Origin of the sequence: Paraburkholderia sp. BL6665CI2N2, from assembly GCF_004366535.1 — a bacterium.
In the GTDB taxonomy this organism is placed as follows: Bacteria; Pseudomonadota; Gammaproteobacteria; order Burkholderiales; family Burkholderiaceae; genus Paraburkholderia.
Genome location: NZ_SORC01000001.1, coordinates 5,568,388 through 5,586,543 on the forward strand (window position 1 = coordinate 5,568,388; position 18,156 = coordinate 5,586,543).

An 18,156-nucleotide genomic window follows, 5' to 3' on the forward strand; every position below is an offset into this window, starting at 1 on the left:
GCGCTCACGCCTCCTCTGTGGTTCTGGCGTTGTTTGAATTAATCGGGCGCGTGCCGAACAGTTCGATGCGCGGCTTTGCTGCCCCTGCGCCCGCACTGCTCGCTGCTGTTCCCGTTGATCCGCCGGCCGGCGAGCCGAACAGTTCGACCTTGGCTCTCGACGCGGCCGGCGCCGAGAACAGTTCCACCCGCTTGCGCGCCGCGGCGAGCCGCTCGGCGCGTGCTTCGGCGCTCCGCCGCATCAGCGCCTGTTCGCGCTCGGCCACGCCCGCTTCCTGCTGCAGGCGCAACTTCTTCACCATCACCTGGCCGGTGCGCGGCATGAACGCCACCTTGCGCGGATGCGAGCCCTGCAAGTCCTCGGCGACAATGCGGATCTTCTCCACCGCGAGATAGCGGCGCACGAACTCCGAATTGCGATCGCCGATGTTCATCGTCGTCATGCCGGCGAGCACCGCGCCGCCGCCGAACACCTTCGCTTCGAAGCGCTCGCGCCGGCCGCCGGCCTTGATCAGTTCGTTGATCAGCACTTCCATCGCGTAGGCGCCGTAGCGCATCGAATCCGATGCAGCCTGCGCGACGTCCGCGCCGTCGTCGGGCAACATGAAGTGATTCATGCCGCCGATGCCGGCCGTGCGATCCTGGATGCACGCCGCGACGCAGGATCCGAGCACGGTGACCAGCACCATGTCTTCGTGCGTGGTGTAAAACTCGTTTGGCAACAACTTCACGCCGGGGCGCTGGAAGTGGTTGTCGAAATACAGATTGGTGGCGATCGGCAGGGCGCTGCTCATACCGTCACCCCGCTCGCCGCTTGATGCGATGCCGGCGCCGAGCCGCGGGTCGCCGTCGGCGTACGCGCGCCGCTTGCATCACGCGTCAATTCATATACGGTCTGGCCGCGCAGCTTGAATGCCTGCGTGACGTACGTGAAGTTCTCCGAGTGGCCGGCGAACAGCAGGCCGCCCGCCTTCATCAGCGGCTCGAAGCGCGCGAGCACTTGCGCTTGCGTCGGCTTGTCGAAATAGATCATCACGTTGCGGCAGAAGATCGCGTCGAACTGCGAACGCAACTGATAATCGCGGTCGGTGAGATTGAGTTGCTCGAAGCGCACCAGCGCACGCACTTCCGGGCGCACCTTGACCATGCCCGCGTGCGCGCCAGTGCCTTTCAGGAAGAAGCGCTTGAGCCGCTCGGGCGAGAGATGCTTCACCTGATCGAACTGGTACATGCCGGCTTCGGCCTTGGCCAGCACCTGGGTGTCGATGTCGGTGGCGAGCACCGAGGCCTGACGCGCGCCGCTGTCGCCGAGCGCTTCGATCAGCGTCATCGCGATCGAGTACGGCTCTTCTCCGGTCGAAGCCGCCGAGCACCACACCGAAACCGGCTGCGCGCGGCGCGGCACGAAATCGGCGAGGATCGGAAAATGATGCGCCTCGCGGAAAAACGCCGTCAGGTTGGTGGTCAGCGCATTGGTGAACGCTTCCCACTCGGCCGGATCGTTTTCCGCTTCGAGCAGGTCGAGATACTGCTTGAAGGTGTCGAGACCGCGGGCGCGCAGACGGCGCGCCAGCCGGCTGTACGCCATGTCGCGCTTGTGATCCGACAGCGAAATGCCCGCGCTGCGGTGAATCAGTTCGCGAATGCGAGCGAAGTCCGCCGACGTGAATTCGAAATCCCGCGACTGTTCGCCGGATCTAACCGGGTCCGAACGTTCGGGACGTTGCTGTGCGCGCGTTGCCATCATGAGTGTTCCTGCCTGCGATACGAGCCATCCCGCATTCCGCCCAGGAACTCGCCTTGGGAAGAAGGGATTGTGTTCGCGGGGTCGCGCCCGCCCGCGAGTTCCGTCACCATGCAGTCGGCCCGCGACACGCCGATAAAGCGTGCTTCGATGATTCGCTCCTCATGGAGCGAGATGCCGAATGACCGCATGTCTTTGCGCCACTTCCTAGAATGTTTCCCAGTCCGCGTCCGAGCCCGCCGTGGCTGCGCTGACCGCGGCCGGACGTGCTGCGGATTCGGATGCCGCGCGGGCCGTCTTCGGCCTGAGTGCCGGTTCGACGCGCGCGGCGCCTGCGTCGTGATTGCCCGACGCCAATGGGGCGCTCGTTGCGGCTGCGCCTGTCGCCGGATGCGCTGCGCCGCCGTTCACGGCTGCATGCTGCGCAAGCTTGGCAGCCGGCTTGCTCTTGCTGCTCGTCACGCGGGATGCGGCCGGTTGCGGACGGGTTGCCGCCGCGCTGCCGTGTGCCGCGCCGCCGGCCACTTTCCAGCCATTCACCACGGCCTGCAACTGACGCGTCTGATCTTCGAGCGAGGCCGCCGCGGCCGCCGCCTGTTCGACCAGCGCTGCGTTCTGCTGCGTGACTTCGTCCATCTGCACGACCGCGCGGTTCACCTGCTCGATGCCGCCCGACTGCTCTTCGGACGCCGCGCTGATTTCGCCCATGATGTCGGTCACGCGGCGCACGGCCTGCACGATCTCGTCCATCGTCGTGCCGGCACGGCCGACCAAAGTCGAGCCGCTTTGCACCTTGTCGACCGAGTCGCCGATCAGTTCCTTGATTTCCTTCGCGGCGCTCGCGCTGCGCTGCGCGAGACTGCGAACTTCGCCCGCCACCACCGCGAAGCCGCGGCCCTGTTCGCCGGCGCGCGCGGCTTCGACCGCCGCGTTCAGCGCGAGAATGTTGGTCTGGAAGGCGATGCCTTCGATCACGCCGATGATGTCCACGACCTTGTTCGAACTACTCGCGATGTCCTGCATGGTCGTGACGACCTGGCTCACCACGTCGCCGCCGCGCGTGGCGATATCGGATGCGTTGACGGCCAGTTGGCTCGCCTGACGCGCGTTCTCGGCGTTCTGCCGCACGGTGCCGGTCAACTGCTCCATGCTCGATGCGGTTTCCTGCAGCGAGGCGGCCTGCTGTTCGGTGCGCTGGGACAGGTCGGTGTTGCCCATCGCGATTTCGCGCGCGCCGGTGTCGATCGATTCCGTGCTGCTGTGAACCGCCCTCACCATTGTCGACATGCTGTCCTGCATGCGCTTGATGCCGGCGAACAGCCGCCCGATTTCATTGCGGCTGACGACGTTGATCGATTCGGACAGATCGCCCGCGGCGATGCGCTCGAAGCACGCCGTCGCGTCGGCGAGCGGCTGCACGATCAGGCCGCGCAGCGCGAAGCGGACACCCACCACCAGCAGCAGCGCGAGCACGGTGACGGCGATAATCAGCGTCGTCATCAGCGAGATGTTCGATTGCGCGCTCGCCTGCTGATCCACGGCCTGCTGCTGCAAGCTCTTGACGACCGCCGAGGCCGCGATGTCGTAGGACACGAACATCGGGCTGATCTTCGTATCCGCAATCGCGTGATAGGCGGCCAGATCGTTCGCGCGCAGCGCGGCGAACTCCGGCTCGAGGCCTTCGCGCATCACCACCGTACGGCGCGCCAGCAGTTCGTCGAGCTGCGCCTGCGCCACGCCGTTTTTGGGCGCGTCGAGATACGTCTGCCAGCTCTGATTGCCCTTGCCGTACAACTCCTCCGCACGATCGAGCACCTTCTTCGCCTGCTCCGTGTCGCCCGCCGCGCTCAATGCATTGAAGCGGTCCAGCGACACGCGCGAGCGCAGCAGATACGCGGAAGCATCGTCGAGCGCGTGAATGGCGACCAGGTCGCCGCGCGCAATGCGGTCGAGCGATTGGCTCGCGCCATTCAGCGCGCTCAGCCCAAGTACGCCGACCACCACGGTCAGCGCGACCAGAATGATCCCCATCATCGTCAACGACGTGCGAATCGACCACCTGCTCAACATTTCAATGCTCCCTATCCCAATCGTTTCGTGAAAGCTGCCGCTGTCAGGCGCCGAGCGTTTCGATCAGCGCCATTTCGCGGCTGGTCATGAGCTTCTCGATGTCCATCAGGATCAGCATGCGGCCGTCGACGGTGCCCAGACCCGTGAGGTACTCGGTCGTCAGCGTGGCGCCGAATTCCGGCGCCGGCATGATCTGGTCGGTGGCGAGCGTCAGCACGTCCGACACGCCGTCCACCACCATCCCGACCACGCGATGCGCGACGTTCAGGATGATCACCACCGTCTGGTGGTCGTACTCGACACGGCCCAGATGGAACTTGATGCGCATGTCCACGATCGGCACGATGATGCCGCGCAGATTGATCACGCCCTTGATGAACTCGGGCGCATTGGCGATCCGCGTCACGTTGTCGTAGCCGCGAATTTCCTGCACCTTGAGAATGTCGATGCCGTACTCTTCGGCGCCGAGCGTGAAGACGAGGAATTCCTGACCGCCGGCGTCTGCCTGCTGCGCGTCGCGGCGGCTATTGGCACCGCTTGCGTTCGCGACGCTCGAATTGATGGATTGGACTTCTGCCACGTTAGCCCCCAAACGGTTGGGATGAAATGAGTTGAGTAAGTGTTACTGTTGCGGCGAATGTGACGGACATCATGCGAGGCTCATCGCGCCATGCGCGTGGCGTGTTTCGCGGTTCAGCGCCGCCACGTCCACGATCAGCGCGACGCTGCCGTCGCCGAGAATGGTCGCGGCGGAAATGCCGTGCACCTTGCGGTAATTCGTTTCCAGGTTCTTCACGACCACCTGCTGCTGGCCCACCAGTTCGTCGATGAGCATCGCAAAGCGGCGCCCCTCGGTTTGCATGATGGTGACGATGCCTTGCGTCGGTTCCTGCTTCGCCCCGTCGACGTTGAACACTTCGTGCAACGCCACGAGCGGCAGGTATTCACCGCGCACCCGCACCACGCGCTCCCCGTTGGCCACCGTATAAATGTCTTCGGCTTGCGGCTGCAGCGACTCCATCACGAAGTTCAGCGGCAGAATGAATATCTCGTTACCGACCTTGACCGACATGCCGTCGAGAATCGCCAAAGTGAGCGGCAACACGATGCGTGTGGTGCTGCCCTTGCCGGCGTGCGAGGTGATTTCCACGTGACCACCCATCGACTGGATGTTCCGCTTCACCACGTCCATACCCACGCCGCGGCCCGACACATCGGTGACCTGCTCCGCCGTCGAGAAGCCCGGCAGGAAGATCAGGTTCCAGACTTCTTCGTCGCTCATGGTCTCGCTGACCTGCATGCCCTGCTTGGCCGCCTTCGCGAGAATCTTGTCGCGGCGCAAGCCCGCGCCGTCGTCGCTCACTTCGATGACAATGTTGCCGCCGTGATGCGCCGCCGACAGCACCAGCTGACCGGTCGAATCCTTGCCCGCCGCGCGCCGTGCTTCCACGGTTTCGATGCCGTGGTCGAGACTGTTGCGCACGAGGTGAGTCAACGGATCAATGATCCGTTCGATAAGGCTCTTGTCGAGTTCGGTCGCTTGCCCGAAGGTGACGAGTTCCACTTCCTTGCCGAGTTTCGCCGCCAGGTCACGCACCAGACGCGGGAAGCGGCTGAACACGTAATCCATCGGCATCATGCGGATCGACATCACCGCTTCCTGCAGATCGCGTGCATTGCGCTCGAGTTGCGCCATGCCGTTGAAAAGGCGATCGTGCAGTGCCGGGTCGAACGTGCTGGTGGTTTCCGCGAGCATGGCTTGCGTGATCACCAGTTCGCCGACCAGGTTGATCAGCTGATCGACCTTTTCGACGCCGACGCGAATCGAGCTGCCTTCCGCGCCGCCGGCTGCCGCAGCCGGACGTGCTGCTTTGCGATCCTGCTCCGCGGGCGTGGCTGCGCTCGCTGCGCTGGCCGCGCTGGCCGGCGCCGCTGCGCTTGCCGCTGCCGCGGGTTGCGCCGCCGGTTGAGCAACAGCCGGCGCGGCCGCGGCCGGTGCGTCGAACAGGCCATGCGTGGCGGTTGATGCGGGCGCAGCGGTGCCGGCCGCCGGTGCCGGCGATGCTGCAGGGTCCGCCTGAGTTGCCTGTGCTGCTTGCGCCGGGGACGAATCGGCAGCGTCGGGCGTTCCAGGTTCGCCTTGCTGCGTGTCGTCCGCCGGTGCGGTGCCGCGGCCGATCACGATCTGACTCTCGTCGATCACGAAACAGCACACGGCGATGATGTCGTCGGAGGTCACATCGGTCGCGAGCCACAGCGTGAGATCGCCGCCGCTCTTGACCTGCCCGACGATATTGCCCAGGTTGCCGAGCTCTTCGGCCAGCAGTTCCTGGTCCTTCTCACCAACGCCCCGTAGCGTAATTTTCAGATGGGGACCGGTTTCTGCGCCGTCTCCCGTGGCTTGCCCGGTCTGTGCCGGTTCGCCGTCAATCCATTCACCCGCCGCCTGCACCGCCTGTTCGACGACGTGCTCCGGCGGGGTACCGCCTTCAACTGCTTGTGTTTCAACGGGCACCACGCTCGCGGCAGCGGGCGCGGCCGCAGCCGGTGCCACGCCATCACGGCTTTCCGCATTCAGGCGTTCGAGCTTCGCGCAAATCGCCTTCGCAGTAGCTGCGTCCGGCTCGGCGCTCGCGCGGTAATCGGCGAGCTGGCCGGACAACACGTCCTTGGTTTCGAGGAACGTGTCGATCATGTCCTTGCGCAGCACGAGTTCGTTATTGCGCGCGCGATCGAGCAGCGATTCGAGAATGTGCGTCGTTTCCGTCAGCGCGGTAAAACCGAACGTCGCCGCGCCACCCTTGATCGAATGCGCCGCGCGGAAAATGGCCGCGAGGTCTTCGGGGTCCGGGTGAGCGATATCCAGATTGAGCAGCAACTGCTCCATCTGCGCGAGCAGTTCGTCGGCTTCGTCGAAGAACGTCTGATAGAACTGAGTGATGTCGAGTGTCATGCCTGGGTCACCGCGAGAGTTCCTGTCTTGGCTTGGGCTGCCGTGCCGCCGCGTCGAGAGCTTCTATAACTGGGTCTATGTGTGGCGCTTACGCGTGGTCTGGCTCGGCTAGCGCCGCCACCAGTTCGGTCAGCATGTCCGGGTCGAGCGGCTTTTCGATCCAGCCGGTCGCGCCCGCGGCCCGTGCCGCTTCCTTGAACGGCTCGCCCGATTCCGTCGTGAGGACGAGGATGGGCGTGGCCTGGTAAGCCGGGTTGTTGCGCAGCGCGGCGATCAGATCGAGGCCGGTCTTGCCTGGCATGTACTGATCGGTGAGCACGAGGTCGAACGACTTGGCGAGCGCGTTTTCGAGCCCTTCGTTGCCGTCCGCCGCGAGCGTCACCTCGTAGCCTGCCGTCGTCAGCGTGGCGGCGAGAATCTGCCGCATCGATGCCGAATCGTCGATTGCCAGGATGTGCCTGATCATGAAAACCTCGCTGCACGTACGCTATGGTTCGTCCCGCCGTCCGCGCCGGCAGGGCGCGTGAAGCGGCAGGGCAACCGCTGTCTGTTACTGGGCCGACGGCACCGCCGCCGGCAACTTCGGTGCAACCGTTACCGGCTGCGCAAGCTTTTGCAGCAACGGCTTGGAGCCGGCTGCGTCGTCCGACAAGGTGGTCGTGGTGGAGTCGTCGTGATTCAGCGCCTCCTCCGACTTCCTGTTCAGCACGATGATGCTGATGCGGCGGTTCTCCGGATCCATCGGGTCCGCCTTGTTCAGGTTCTGCGTCGACGCGAGGCCGAGCACGCGCATCACCTTCGCTTCGTCCATGCCGCCGCCGATCAGTTCGCGGCGCGACGCATTGGCGCGGTCCGCGGACAGTTCCCAGTTGCTGTAGCCCTTCTCGCCGCCGGCGTACTGCGCGGCGTCGGTGTGGCCCTGCACGATGATGCGGTTCGGCACGTCGTTCAGCGTGTGGCCGATTTCGCGCAGGATGTCGCGCATATACGGCTCGACCTGGTCTTTCGCGGTCGCGAACATCGGCCGCTTCTGCGAGTCGACGATTTCGATGCGCAAGCCGGTCAGCGTCGAGTCGATGCGGATCTGCTGCTTGAACTGGCGCAGCACCGGATTCGCTTCGATCGCGGCCATCAGCTTGACCTGCAGATCGTGCAGGCGGACCTGCTCGCGACGCTCCAGTTCGCCCTGCAACTGCTTCACCGAGTCTTCGCTGCCGTGCGCGACGCTGTGCTCGGCGCGGTTATTCGAGCCTTCGCTGGTACGCGTCACGCCTTGCGCGTCGGTCGAGATATCGCGGCCGCCGCCCTTCAGAATGCTCGAGTCCTCGGCGCTGCGGTCGCCGCCCCACAGCGTTATCTTCAACGGCTGGTTGAAGTAATCGGCAATGCCTCTCAGCTGCACCGTGGACGCCGAACTCAGCAGCCACATCAGCAGGAAGAACGCCATCATCGCGGTCATGAAGTCCGCATACGCGAGCTTCCACGCGCCGCCGTGGTGGCCGGCTTTCTTCGGCGCGGAGCGCTTGACGACAATGGCGCGGTCTTTGTCCTTGCTCATCGGTTCGGTTCCCGGCGCCCTTTATTTGGCCTTGACGCGGCGCACGTGCTCTTCCAGCTCGGCGAACGACGGGCGTTCGGTCGAGAAGAGCACCTTGCGGCCGAACTCGACGGCAATCGCCGGCGCGTAACCGTTCAGGCTGGCCAGAATCGTCACCTTGATGCACTGGAACATCTTGGTCGACTCGGTCACACGTTGTTCGGCGACGCTCGCGAGCGGCCCGATCAGCCCGTACGAAAGCAGAATCCCGAGGAAGGTGCCGACCAGCGCCTGGGCGATCATCTCGCCGAGCACCGCGGGCGGCTTGTCGGCGGAGGCCATGGTGTGCACCACGCCCATCACCGCGGCCACGATACCGAACGCCGGCATGGCGTCGCCGACCTTGTTCAGCGCATGCGCCGGCGCTTCGCCTTCCTGGTGATGCGTCTCGATCTCCTCGTCCATCAGGCTTTCGATCTCGAACGCATTCATGTTGCCGCCCACCATCAAGCGCAGGTAGTCGGTCAGGAATTCGATGATGTGATGGTCCGCGAGAATCTTCGGATACTGGGTGAAGATCGGACTCTTCGACGGATCGTCGATGTCCGCTTCCAGCGTCAGCGTGCCTTCCTTGCGCGCCTTGGCCAGCAGGACGTAGAGGAGCGCCATCAGCTCCATATAGACGTCCTTGTTGTACTTCGCGCCCTTGAACAGGGTTGGAATGACGCGCAGCGTGGCCTTGATCGTCTTCATTCCGTTACCCAGAATGAACGCGCCGACACCGGCGCCGACGATCATCAGCACTTCAACGGGCTGCAGCAGCGCGCCGAGATGGCCGCCTTCCAGCGCGTAACCGCCGAAAACGGACAAAAGCGTCACGAGTGTTCCCACGAAAATCAGCACTGCCGAGCCCTCACAAAGAAGCGACGGTGACCGTCGTTAATCTGGTTTACGGCAACGAAGCGAAAAACTTTGGCGGAAAAGCGGCTCGTCGCTCCGGTGTAAACCAGAGGCGGATGCGCCGGTCCGGCTGGACCGGGCGTCTCGCGGACGGCCTGGAAGGCCCGCCACACGGGAGATGCAAGGCGGCTCGCGCGACGGCGGCCGTCCTGTGGGTCAGGCTTCGAGAGCGGCGAGGCTCTCGCGGACCCGGGCGTCGGCGAATTTCTTTGTCTTACCGGCGCGTGAGGGCGGCTGGCACAGGCCGCAGACGAACGCATGCTGCGGATCGTGCGCATGCGCGACAAAATGCCCGCCGCAGCGGCAGCAGGCTGTCATTTGCAGCATTCCGGAACTGAAAAAGCGCACCAGAGTCCAGGCGCGCGTGAGGCTGAGCACAGGCTCGTCGTCGTGCAACTGGACGTGTTCCAGGTAGAGCCGGTAGCTCTTCACGATCGACTGGATTGTCAGGCAGCCGCCGTGGCCGGCCATGAACCGGTAGATGTTGTAGAACAGCGAGGAGTGAAAGTTCGGCTGCCAGGTCATGAACCAGTCGGTCGAAAACGGCAGCATGCCCTTGGGCGGCGAGACCCCTTTCAGTTCTTTATAGAGCTTGATGAGCCGGTCGCGCGACAGGCTGGTTTCCGCTTCCAGCAATTGCAAACGCGCGCCGAGCTCGATCAGTTCGATCGCCAGGGTGATTTCCCTGACTTCGAGCACAACACTTTTATAGGCCATCCGTTTGCGTTTCCCCCGTCCTGATCGCTTTGTTTGAATTACAACGTGCCATCAGCCGAGGTGCTCGACTGGCTGGCTTGCCATCAGGATCGCGGAATGCGCCTGAGCCACGGCGCTGGATTTGCCTTTGTCCGCCAGAGCGGACAGCACGGCATGGTCGTCGAAACGGAAACGGCACAACACCTGATTGGACGCCGCCAGCTTGACGGTCTGCGCCAACGACAGATTGGCGAGCACATCGGCTAACTGGTCCGAAATCCCCATGCGAAACATGCCCATCGGCTTGTCTTCGCGCAGCAGTCGCTGGGCGAGCAGGAGATAAGACAGGTTGACTTCTCTGATCTCATTGAGCATTTCGCTTGTCGCGCTCATGATTCCCCCGGGGTGTATCTGGCTGGTCAGGCCGTTACGGAAACGTTTGCTCGGACGCGCGCACTTAAACCGCACGAATCGGCTCGTTTCTGGTCTTGCGAGCATTGTGTCGAAAGGGGGAGCGGACGAAAATCGGACAGACACCCAGCCTTGTTGACGGATAAATCCGTCATTCGTGTAGGAATTTTTCCTACAAAGACAAGTCGGGGAGCGGTATGGGAAGGAGTAAAAGCGCGCGATGCGAACATTTCCATGCGCCCTGAACACGCTGCCTTCTCTGATGTGAACCAAACGGTGAGTTTGATCGACTCATGGCCCGCACCGTTACAGCGGTGAGCGAGAATTATAAGACGTTTTCACTTCCCTGCAATGCGCACCGTGTAGGCGCCGCGTTCCACGTTTCAGGCCCGCGCCTTGCTGGTGGCCTTTCGGCGTTTGAATAATCATCCGGCGGCGCTTGCTAATCAGGGAACTGCGCGGCCGGACGACCTGTAACGCGCCATGTTTCGCGCTGTAACAACATTAAGCGTTTGAAAAATAGCTCGAATTAGCGCGGCCGATCCCGATAATGAAGCCAAGGGATTACCCGATGCAGGTTCGGAACACCCCGGGCGGCGGCTTACCGCGCCCAACCGTCCGTCAGGCATTCGCTCCTCGCTCTACTCGAGCGCCGCTGTGCGATGCCGTTCTGATTAGGAGAAAACGAATGCGAATCGCACAAATTGCGCCGTTGTATGAAGCTGTTCCGCCGAAACTTTACGGTGGCACCGAACGCGTCGTGTCGTATCTGACTGAAGCGCTGGTCGATCTCGGCCACGACGTCACGCTGTTTGCGAGCGGCGACTCGGTCACCTCGGCGAATCTCGACGCCTGCTGGCCTCGTGCACTGCGTCTGGACCCGACGATCCGCGATGCGCTGGCTCCGCACGTCCTGATGATGGAGAAGGTCCGCAAGGTCGCGCATGAGTTCGACGTGCTTCACTTCCACCTCGACTACATGCCGTTCCCGCTCTTCACGACAATGGACACGCCGTTCGTGACGACGCTGCACGGTCGCCTCGACTTGCCGGAACTGCAACCGGTATTCGATGCGTTTTCCAACGTGCCGGTGGTTTCTATTTCGGATTCGCAGCGCGCGCCGCTGCCGCAAGCGAACTGGCTCAACACGATTTACCACGGTCTGCCGGAGCAACTGCTCACGCCGCAAACCCACAAGAAGCCGGAGTACCTGGCGTTCCTCGGCCGTATTTGTCCGGAGAAGCGCGTCGATACAGCTATCAAGATCGCTGCACAAAGCGGTTTGCCGCTCAAGATCGCCGCCAAGGTGGACAAGGCCGACCAGGAATACTTCAAGCGCGAAATCGAGCCGCTGCTGTCACTGGCGCATGTGGAATTCGTCGGCGAGATTAACGAAGCACAGAAGCCCGAATTCCTGTCCGGCGCCAAGGCGCTGCTGTTCCCGATCGACTGGTCGGAACCGTTCGGCCTCGTGATGATCGAGTCGATGGCGTGCGGCACGCCGGTGATCGCGTTCAACCGCGGTTCGGTGCCGGAAGTAATCGACCACGGCGTGACGGGTTACATCGTCGAGGACGTGCAAGGCGCGGTCGCGGCGCTGCAACGCCTGGACGAATTGTCGCGCACCGAAATCCGCGCGCAGTTCGAACGCCGCTTCAGCTCGGAGACGATGGCCCAGAATTACGTGGATGGCTATTCGGCACTGATCGACGCCACGCGCCGCCCGGTATTGCGTCAAGTCGCGGTGGGCTAAACGCCGCGTTCAGGCGGCCGGGCAGTTCTCGCTCGGCCGCTTGAATGTCGAAAGTCGCCGCTTACGGCGTTTCCGATTTGCCGACCGATAACCAGCCGATTTGTCGTGTGAATCGTTTGCGCGATCGGCAAACCCAGATTATCCCGCTTCTTTGTCCAAAAAAGCCGCCCCTCGAGGGTGGCTTTTTAATACGGGTATGGATGCGCTTCCATCGCAGATTAGCACTCAACGAATAAAGACCGAGTGCCAATAAACCTTCAGTTGGCTTTCGCCCCGACCGGCGGTCGGCTTAAGCCGCGCCAATCAGAAAACGCTCACGATTCTTACCGACGATCCACTTGGGCGGTTTGCCACGCCCGCTCCACGTATTGCCCGACTTCGGATCCTGGTATTTCGCCGGCAACGGCGCCTTCTTGGGTGGGCGGCCACGCTTGGCGGCGACCGCGAAGCCGAGGTCTTGAGCCGTCAGACCGTATTCAGCGATCTTTTGGCGGATGTCGGCGACCACGTTGTCGATTTCAGTGCGCCGCGCTTCTTCTGCCTGTGCCTGCAATTTAGCGATCTGCGCCTTGAGGTCTGCATATTGAGACATTCCGGTTCTCCCTTTTTCTAGAACTCATTGGCTCGCAGACTAACTGCAATTATAAAAATTCGCAATGGACAAGAATACCGATTTAGCAAGATATCCTCTGATAATTATTAAGACCGGCCAATTGTAAAACGCCATCTTTATCTCGCAATAAAAAGGTAAAGGCGACACCACATTGACAATTCTTGACACCTGATTTGGCGGCCTTTCCCTAGAATTGCCCGCTCAAGGCATGCAGACGGATTTAGTCGCGCGTGCCAGCGGAAGGCCCCATCTTTTTAGGATTACCAATCATGCAGTTGTCAAAGCGCCTCGCTGCCGAGTTGTTCGGCACTTTCTGGCTCGTGCTCGGGGGCTGCGGCAGCGCTGTCCTCGCCGCCAATTTCGCCGGCCCGGTTCACGGTCTGGGCATCGGCTTCGTGGGCGTGTCGCTCGCGTTCGGCCTGACCGTCCTGACTATGGCTTATGCAATCGGCCACATCTCCGGCTGCCATCTGAATCCGGCGGTAAGCGTCGGCCTGACCGTCGCGGGCCGCTTTCCGGCGCGCGATCTGCTGCCGTACATCGTCGCCCAGTTGATCGGCGCGGTGCTGGGTGCGCTGGTGCTGTCGCTCATCGCGTCCGGCAAACCCGGCTTCGACCTCGTTGCCAGCGGCTTTGCCAGCAACGGCTATGGCGAACGCTCGCCGGGCCACTACTCGCTCACCGCGGCATTCATTTGCGAAGTGGTGATGACCGGCTTCTTCCTGTTCGTCATTCTCGGCTCGACCGACAAGCGCGCGCCGGCTGGCTTCGCGCCGATCGCCATCGGCCTGTGCCTCACGCTGATTCACCTGATCTCGATTCCGGTCACCAACACGTCGGTCAATCCGGCTCGTTCCACGGGGCCGGCGCTGTTCGTCGGCGGTGCGGCGATGGATCAATTGTGGTTGTTCTGGGTTGCGCCGATCCTCGGCGCAGTGATCGCGGGCGTGTTGTACCCGGTCATCGCTGAAAGCCGCAGCGGCAATTCGCAGAAGCTGGCGCTCGACTAATTCGCGCGCAGTCATGTCGGCAATAAAGCGGGCGCCTCGGCGCCCGCTTTTTTTTGCGGCCGATGGCGCCGGGGTCTCAATATCGTCGCGATGAAGCATTCGCGCCCGCTGCTAGAATCGTGCGACTTCCCAACCTCGCACAGGTGCTCCCTATGAAGCGTTTCCGCGGATTTCTGCATGGCGTCGCGCTTGCCATTGGCGGCTTGTGCTCGGGTGTGCTGGCGCTACCCACGGCGCATGCGGCCGACGGCCAGACGGAAACGCTCGTGTTCGTGCGGCACGGCGAGAAACCCGCCCAAGGCTATGGGCAGCTGAACTGCCAGGGACTCAACCGCGCGCTGGCCTTGCCGGCCGTGATCGCGGCCAAGTTCGGCAAACCGGATGCGATCTACGCACCCGATCCCGGCCAGCAGAAAGACGACGGCGGCAAGCCCTACTACTACATCCGGCCGCTTGCGACGATCGAGCCGACCGCCATCCAGTTCCAGATGCCGGTGCAAACGCTCTATGGTTTCGCTCGGATCGACCAGCTCGGCACCGCGCTCGTCAACCCGGCCAATCGCAACAAGCTCATCGTCGTCGCGTGGGAACACAAGCTAATCGTGAAGCTATTGCGCCAGGTGATGAGCGCGCATGGCGGCAATGCCGCCGATGTCCCGAACTGGAAGAGCGACGACTTCGACAGTATTTATATTGTTCGCCTCGACTGGGATAACGGCACCGCGCGCGCCAGCTTCAAACACGATCGACAGGGGCTGGACGGGCGCGCGACCGATTGCCCGTGCGCGCAGTTGCAAGGGACGTCGGCGGCGGCTGTGTCGGCGGCTTCTTCGAGTCCGGCAGATTAATCGGGTAATACAGATGTAAGCCGCAATTACGCAAGCGGCCATTTGATTTGAGTACAGCGAGGCGGCGAGCGCGATCCGGCGCGGCTCAAGGAGCCGCGAAGCCCTATCTGACGGGGCTTTGACCGAGCGGCACTCGGCGCGCCGTGTACCTATGCAGGGCTCCTCACACCTTTCAAATCCTGCGACGATGCTTGCAGTCCGTAACATCTCGTCGCAGTACCCATCGACCGGAATGCGTAGATTGATCCTGTGCGACAAACATACGTCGCCTCACAGGAGAGCAAACATGAAACGCATCGTCACTCACTTGCTGGTTGCTGCAGGACTCGCGGCGGGCGCATGCGGTGTCGCGCAAGCGCATACGGATCTGAACATCGGCCTGTCGCTCGGCGCACCGGTTTATACCCGCCCGGCTCCGGTCTATGTCGCGCCGCAGCCCGTCTACTACGGCAACGGTGGCTGGGACCACCGCTACGATCGCGGCGACTACTACCGCGGCGATCATCGATATGATCGTGACTGGCACCACAATGATCGCGGCTGGGGCCACGATAACCGGGGCGACCATGACAACCGCCGTGGCGGATGGCACGGGTAATCTTCCGGCTGACCTTGATGGACCTTTAGTCGCGCAACGCCGTGACTCGCAGCCTGAACCGACCGGCGCGCCCATGTGAAAGAAACGGCCTGCATCCATGAAACTGGATGCGGGCCGTTTCCATTTCCGCTCAGGACATCAGTTCGTCGTCGAGCGAGAAAAGCTTGCGCAGATGGTGCGCGACGCCCGCTTCGAAGTTGTTGCCGATGCGCGGCACGTTCGGCAAACGCGTGATGAGGTCGGGATTGGCGTTGTTCATCATGAAGGGATGGCCGGCCGTTTCCAGCAGATCGATATCGTTCATGTTGTCGCCGAAAGCGACGCATTGCGAGGTGTCCGCGCCAAGGCGTTCGAGCACGATGCGCAGCGCGCGGCCTTTCGAGACGTTCGCCGTCATCACTTCCAGACAGTCCGGCAGCGAATAGGTCACGTATAAGGCATCGCCGAATTCGCGCGAGAGATTGGCCGCGACTTGCGCGAGATCCGCCGGATCGCCGATGTACAGGGCCTTCGCGATGTCGACGCCGTCGTGTTTCGGCAGGTCGGTCACCTCGTAGGTGAAGCCCGAGTCCTGGTGAAACTTCAGCAGATCCGGCGCGTCGCGGTCGATCAGCCACGCCTGATCGGCGAACAGGTTGACGATCACGCGGCCATGCGCGCCGGCGACTTCCGGCTGTACCAGTCGTTGCACGATAGCCGGAGGCAGGTCGTCGGCGTGGATCACCGTGTTGTCCGGCGCGTGGATGCGCGCGCCATTGGACGTAATCAGATACGGATTGATGCCCAGCACGTCGCGGATGCCGGCGACGTCGCAATAGTGGCGGCCGGTTGCAATCACGAACTGCAACCCGTCGCTTTCAAGCTTGCGCACAGTGGCGATCGTGAACGGGTCCACCTGGTGATCCGCGTTGAGCAGCGTGCCGTCGAGATCCGTGGCGATGACTTTGTACATAGTTTGGGCAGCCGGGCAGCGTCGAAGCTGCGTATTTTACCGTTGCCGGCCGCATTCGACGGAACGCGTTCGCCGTGCGCGACGATCCTCAGCCGCAAGCGTACGACTCACGCGCGCCGCGGTTCACCGTTTTCAGCCGCCAATGCGGGCTGCTTCACGTTGCGCCAACTGCAATCCACCGTGCGCCGAGTCGGCCAGCGGTTCGCGCAAACGCGCCTGATAGATCTGCGGCACGTACTCGCGCAGCGGCGCGCCGAGGCCGCCGCACAACGCGACCGGCAGGCTCGCCGACGGGTCCAGCGCGGCAATCATCTTGCCCACCTGGATGCCGGCCTCGCCGAGCAAGCGCGCCGCGAACGGATGCGCGCGGTGGGCAATGACAATCGGCGCGAGCCTCGCATAAGCCGTCTGGTTGGCTTCGCAGAGCCAGACGACGAGGCTGTCGCGGTCGTGCGCGCCGGTGTGCGCGACCAGGGCCCGCGCAAATTCGTCGATGGGACCGCGGCCGTCCAGCGCATGCTGGGCATGCACGATGGCGCGCAGTCCAAGCCACGCGCCGCTTGCTTCGTCGCCCGATGGAAAGCCGTAGCCGCTAACCTGGCGGCATTCGCCCTCGCCGTCCAGCACGGCCGCCACGCTGCCGGTGCCGAGCGCGACGATCACGCCGCGCGCGCCGCCGTGTGCGCCCAGCAAGGTGGTGTAGGCGTCGCTTTCCACGGCGAGTCCCGCTAGCGCGGGCGCTTGTGCGCGAAACGCCGCCAGCCAGTCGCGATTGTTGACGCCTGCCAATCCGCAGCCGAGCACACAGCGCGACCAGTCCAGTGCCTTGCCGGCGCTCGCAAATGCTTCGCCGCAGCCGGCCGCGATAGCCTGCCACGCACGTTCGACGCCGAGCCCCAAGCCCGATGGCCCGCTCGCCGCCTGCGCCAACTCGCGGCCTTGCGCGTCGCCCAGCACGACCCGGGTGCCGCTGCCGCCGCCGTCAATGCCGATCAGAAAGAGGTCTGTGTTCATGGAAACGAGTGAGTTCCGTGGATGAATAACGCATAGCGTGGCAGGTCAGTTTCAATCCGGCAATCGGCCGAATGGCCAGCTTGCAGTGCGCTCGGCTTCGGCTATGCTGGCGGGCGACATCACAACGCAGGAGCGCGACAGTGACACAGCGATGCAACTGGGTATCGAGCGAAGCGCTCGCACAGTATCACGACGCCGAATGGGGCGTCCCCTCGCGCGACGACCAGCATCTGTTCGAGATGCTCGTGCTGGAAGGCGCTCAGGCCGGCTTGTCGTGGTCGACGATTCTCAACAAACGGGCCGGCTATCGCCGCGCGTTTGCGGACTTCGACATCGCCAAGGTCGCGCGGTTTACGCCGAAGCACGTGGATGCGCTGGTGGTAGACGAAAGTATCGTTCGCCACCGCGGCAAGATCGAAGCGGCCATTACCAACGCGCGTGCCGTCCAGCAGATTCAGAGCGAACACGGCTCGCTCGCCAACTTCGTGTGGTCGTTCGTCGATCAAACGCCAATCCAGAACGATTGGACTTCTTACAAGCAGGCGCCTGCGTCGACCGATATTTCGGACGCGCTGAGCAAGGGGCTGAAGCGCTACGGCTGCAAGTTCGTCGGCTCGACGATCTGTTACGCGTTCATGCAAGCAGTCGGCATGGTGAACGACCACGAGGCGAGTTGCATGTGTCGCGCGCGATGCGCGGCGCTTGGCAAGAAAGGCCGCAATCGTAAAGCGGGCTGAGGCGGTCCGGCATTCGCCACGCTTAGTGCCGCTGTTCTAACAAAGGACGGCGGCTCAGGGAAACTCCCAGGCGCCATGCCGCGTGCCCGGCCAGCACCTCGCGGCGCAAGGCCTGGAGGACGCGAACACGACAACTCACGACGCCGGGCTCGACGCGATGCGTCCATCCGGTAAAGCCCTGCTGCGCTTCCTGGGCATGTCGGTCGTTATACGGTTATGAGTTGCGGCTGCGGCAGACGGCGAAACCTGCGGCATGGAGCG

At 63.1% G+C, this 18,156-nt stretch carries 18 protein-coding genes; 5 read left to right on the plus strand and 13 right to left on the minus strand.

Features of this window, described 5'->3' with window-relative positions; all coding sequences use genetic code 11:
• Window positions 1-4 precede the first annotated feature (4 nt).
• The 10 genes from cheD to flhD all read right to left on the minus strand — a co-directional run bounded on the left by cheD (window position 5) and on the right by flhD (window position 10,352).
• On the minus strand, window positions 5-793 hold the full coding sequence (gene cheD, locus B0G81_RS25045) for a chemoreceptor glutamine deamidase CheD (protein ID WP_134138632.1): 789 nt from the start codon (window positions 791-793) through the stop codon (window positions 5-7).
• Window positions 790-1,746 carry a CheR family methyltransferase gene (locus B0G81_RS25050; RefSeq protein WP_134138633.1) on the minus strand — a complete coding sequence of 319 codons (957 nt, stop codon included), beginning with the start codon at window positions 1,744-1,746 and terminating at the stop codon, window positions 790-792. The genes cheD and B0G81_RS25050 overlap by 4 nt, the downstream gene beginning before the upstream one ends.
• Window positions 1,747-1,950: 204 nt before the next feature.
• Window positions 1,951-3,813, minus strand: coding sequence for a methyl-accepting chemotaxis protein (locus B0G81_RS25055; RefSeq protein WP_134138634.1), 1,863 nt, complete (start codon window positions 3,811-3,813; stop codon window positions 1,951-1,953).
• Between the two features lie 43 nt (window positions 3,814-3,856).
• Window positions 3,857-4,393, minus strand: a complete 537-nt coding sequence (locus B0G81_RS25060; protein ID WP_106284782.1) for a chemotaxis protein CheW — start codon at window positions 4,391-4,393, stop codon at window positions 3,857-3,859.
• A gap of 69 nt (window positions 4,394-4,462) precedes the next feature.
• Window positions 4,463-6,766 (minus strand): chemotaxis protein CheA, encoded by a 2,304-nt coding sequence (gene cheA, locus B0G81_RS25065; protein WP_134138635.1) that lies wholly within the window; start codon window positions 6,764-6,766, stop codon window positions 4,463-4,465.
• 88 nt (window positions 6,767-6,854) lie between these two features.
• Window positions 6,855-7,232: a response regulator gene (locus B0G81_RS25070; protein ID WP_134138636.1), complete on the minus strand. Its 378-nt coding sequence runs from the start codon at window positions 7,230-7,232 to the stop codon at window positions 6,855-6,857.
• An 84-nt stretch (window positions 7,233-7,316) separates the two neighbouring features.
• A complete protein-coding gene (gene motB / locus B0G81_RS25075) occupies window positions 7,317-8,324 on the minus strand; it encodes a flagellar motor protein MotB (protein WP_134138637.1) in 1,008 nt (335 codons plus the stop codon).
• A 21-nt stretch (window positions 8,325-8,345) separates the two neighbouring features.
• Complete coding sequence (gene motA, locus B0G81_RS25080; protein WP_006050895.1) at window positions 8,346-9,206, minus strand: flagellar motor stator protein MotA; 861 nt, start codon at window positions 9,204-9,206, stop codon at window positions 8,346-8,348.
• Window positions 9,207-9,419: 213 nt separating this feature from the next.
• Entirely contained in the window at window positions 9,420-9,980 is a 561-nt protein-coding gene (gene flhC / locus B0G81_RS25085; protein ID WP_106284778.1) for a flagellar transcriptional regulator FlhC, read from the minus strand.
• Between the two features lie 51 nt (window positions 9,981-10,031).
• Window positions 10,032-10,352 carry a flagellar transcriptional regulator FlhD gene (gene flhD / locus B0G81_RS25090; protein ID WP_168795559.1) on the minus strand — a complete coding sequence of 107 codons (321 nt, stop codon included), beginning with the start codon at window positions 10,350-10,352 and terminating at the stop codon, window positions 10,032-10,034.
• 706 nt (window positions 10,353-11,058) lie between these two features.
• Between flhD and B0G81_RS25095 the strand changes: the two genes are divergently transcribed.
• On the plus strand, window positions 11,059-12,123 hold the full coding sequence (locus tag B0G81_RS25095) for a glycosyltransferase family 4 protein (RefSeq protein WP_134138638.1): 1,065 nt from the start codon (window positions 11,059-11,061) through the stop codon (window positions 12,121-12,123).
• Window positions 12,124-12,412: 289 nt separating this feature from the next.
• Here the strand turns inward: B0G81_RS25095 and B0G81_RS25100 are convergent, their stop codons facing one another.
• Window positions 12,413-12,715: an H-NS histone family protein gene (locus B0G81_RS25100; protein WP_007179981.1), complete on the minus strand. Its 303-nt coding sequence runs from the start codon at window positions 12,713-12,715 to the stop codon at window positions 12,413-12,415.
• A gap of 290 nt (window positions 12,716-13,005) precedes the next feature.
• Between B0G81_RS25100 and aqpZ the strand changes: the two genes are divergently transcribed.
• The 3 genes from aqpZ (at window position 13,006) to B0G81_RS25115 (ending at window position 15,192) form a co-directional block, all read left to right on the plus strand.
• The gene (gene aqpZ, locus B0G81_RS25105) at window positions 13,006-13,746 is read left to right on the plus strand and encodes an aquaporin Z (RefSeq protein WP_106284775.1); all 741 of its coding nucleotides are present in this window, start codon (window positions 13,006-13,008) and stop codon (window positions 13,744-13,746) included.
• A 152-nt stretch (window positions 13,747-13,898) separates the two neighbouring features.
• Window positions 13,899-14,594: a histidine phosphatase family protein gene (locus tag B0G81_RS25110; protein ID WP_134138639.1), complete on the plus strand. Its 696-nt coding sequence runs from the start codon at window positions 13,899-13,901 to the stop codon at window positions 14,592-14,594.
• A gap of 286 nt (window positions 14,595-14,880) precedes the next feature.
• A complete protein-coding gene (locus B0G81_RS25115; protein ID WP_106284773.1) occupies window positions 14,881-15,192 on the plus strand; it encodes a PXPV repeat protein in 312 nt (103 codons plus the stop codon).
• A gap of 130 nt (window positions 15,193-15,322) precedes the next feature.
• Here B0G81_RS25115 and B0G81_RS25120 read toward each other — a convergent pair whose 3' ends face one another.
• Window positions 15,323-16,144 carry a Cof-type HAD-IIB family hydrolase gene (locus tag B0G81_RS25120; RefSeq protein ID WP_134138640.1) on the minus strand — a complete coding sequence of 274 codons (822 nt, stop codon included), beginning with the start codon at window positions 16,142-16,144 and terminating at the stop codon, window positions 15,323-15,325.
• Window positions 16,145-16,276: 132 nt separating this feature from the next.
• Window positions 16,277-17,158 carry a BadF/BadG/BcrA/BcrD ATPase family protein gene (locus B0G81_RS25125; protein ID WP_134138641.1) on the minus strand — a complete coding sequence of 294 codons (882 nt, stop codon included), beginning with the start codon at window positions 17,156-17,158 and terminating at the stop codon, window positions 16,277-16,279.
• A 140-nt stretch (window positions 17,159-17,298) separates the two neighbouring features.
• Between B0G81_RS25125 and B0G81_RS25130 the strand changes: the two genes are divergently transcribed.
• The gene (locus tag B0G81_RS25130; RefSeq protein WP_166679058.1) at window positions 17,299-17,895 is read left to right on the plus strand and encodes a DNA-3-methyladenine glycosylase I; all 597 of its coding nucleotides are present in this window, start codon (window positions 17,299-17,301) and stop codon (window positions 17,893-17,895) included.
• Window positions 17,896-18,156: the final 261 nt, after the last annotated feature.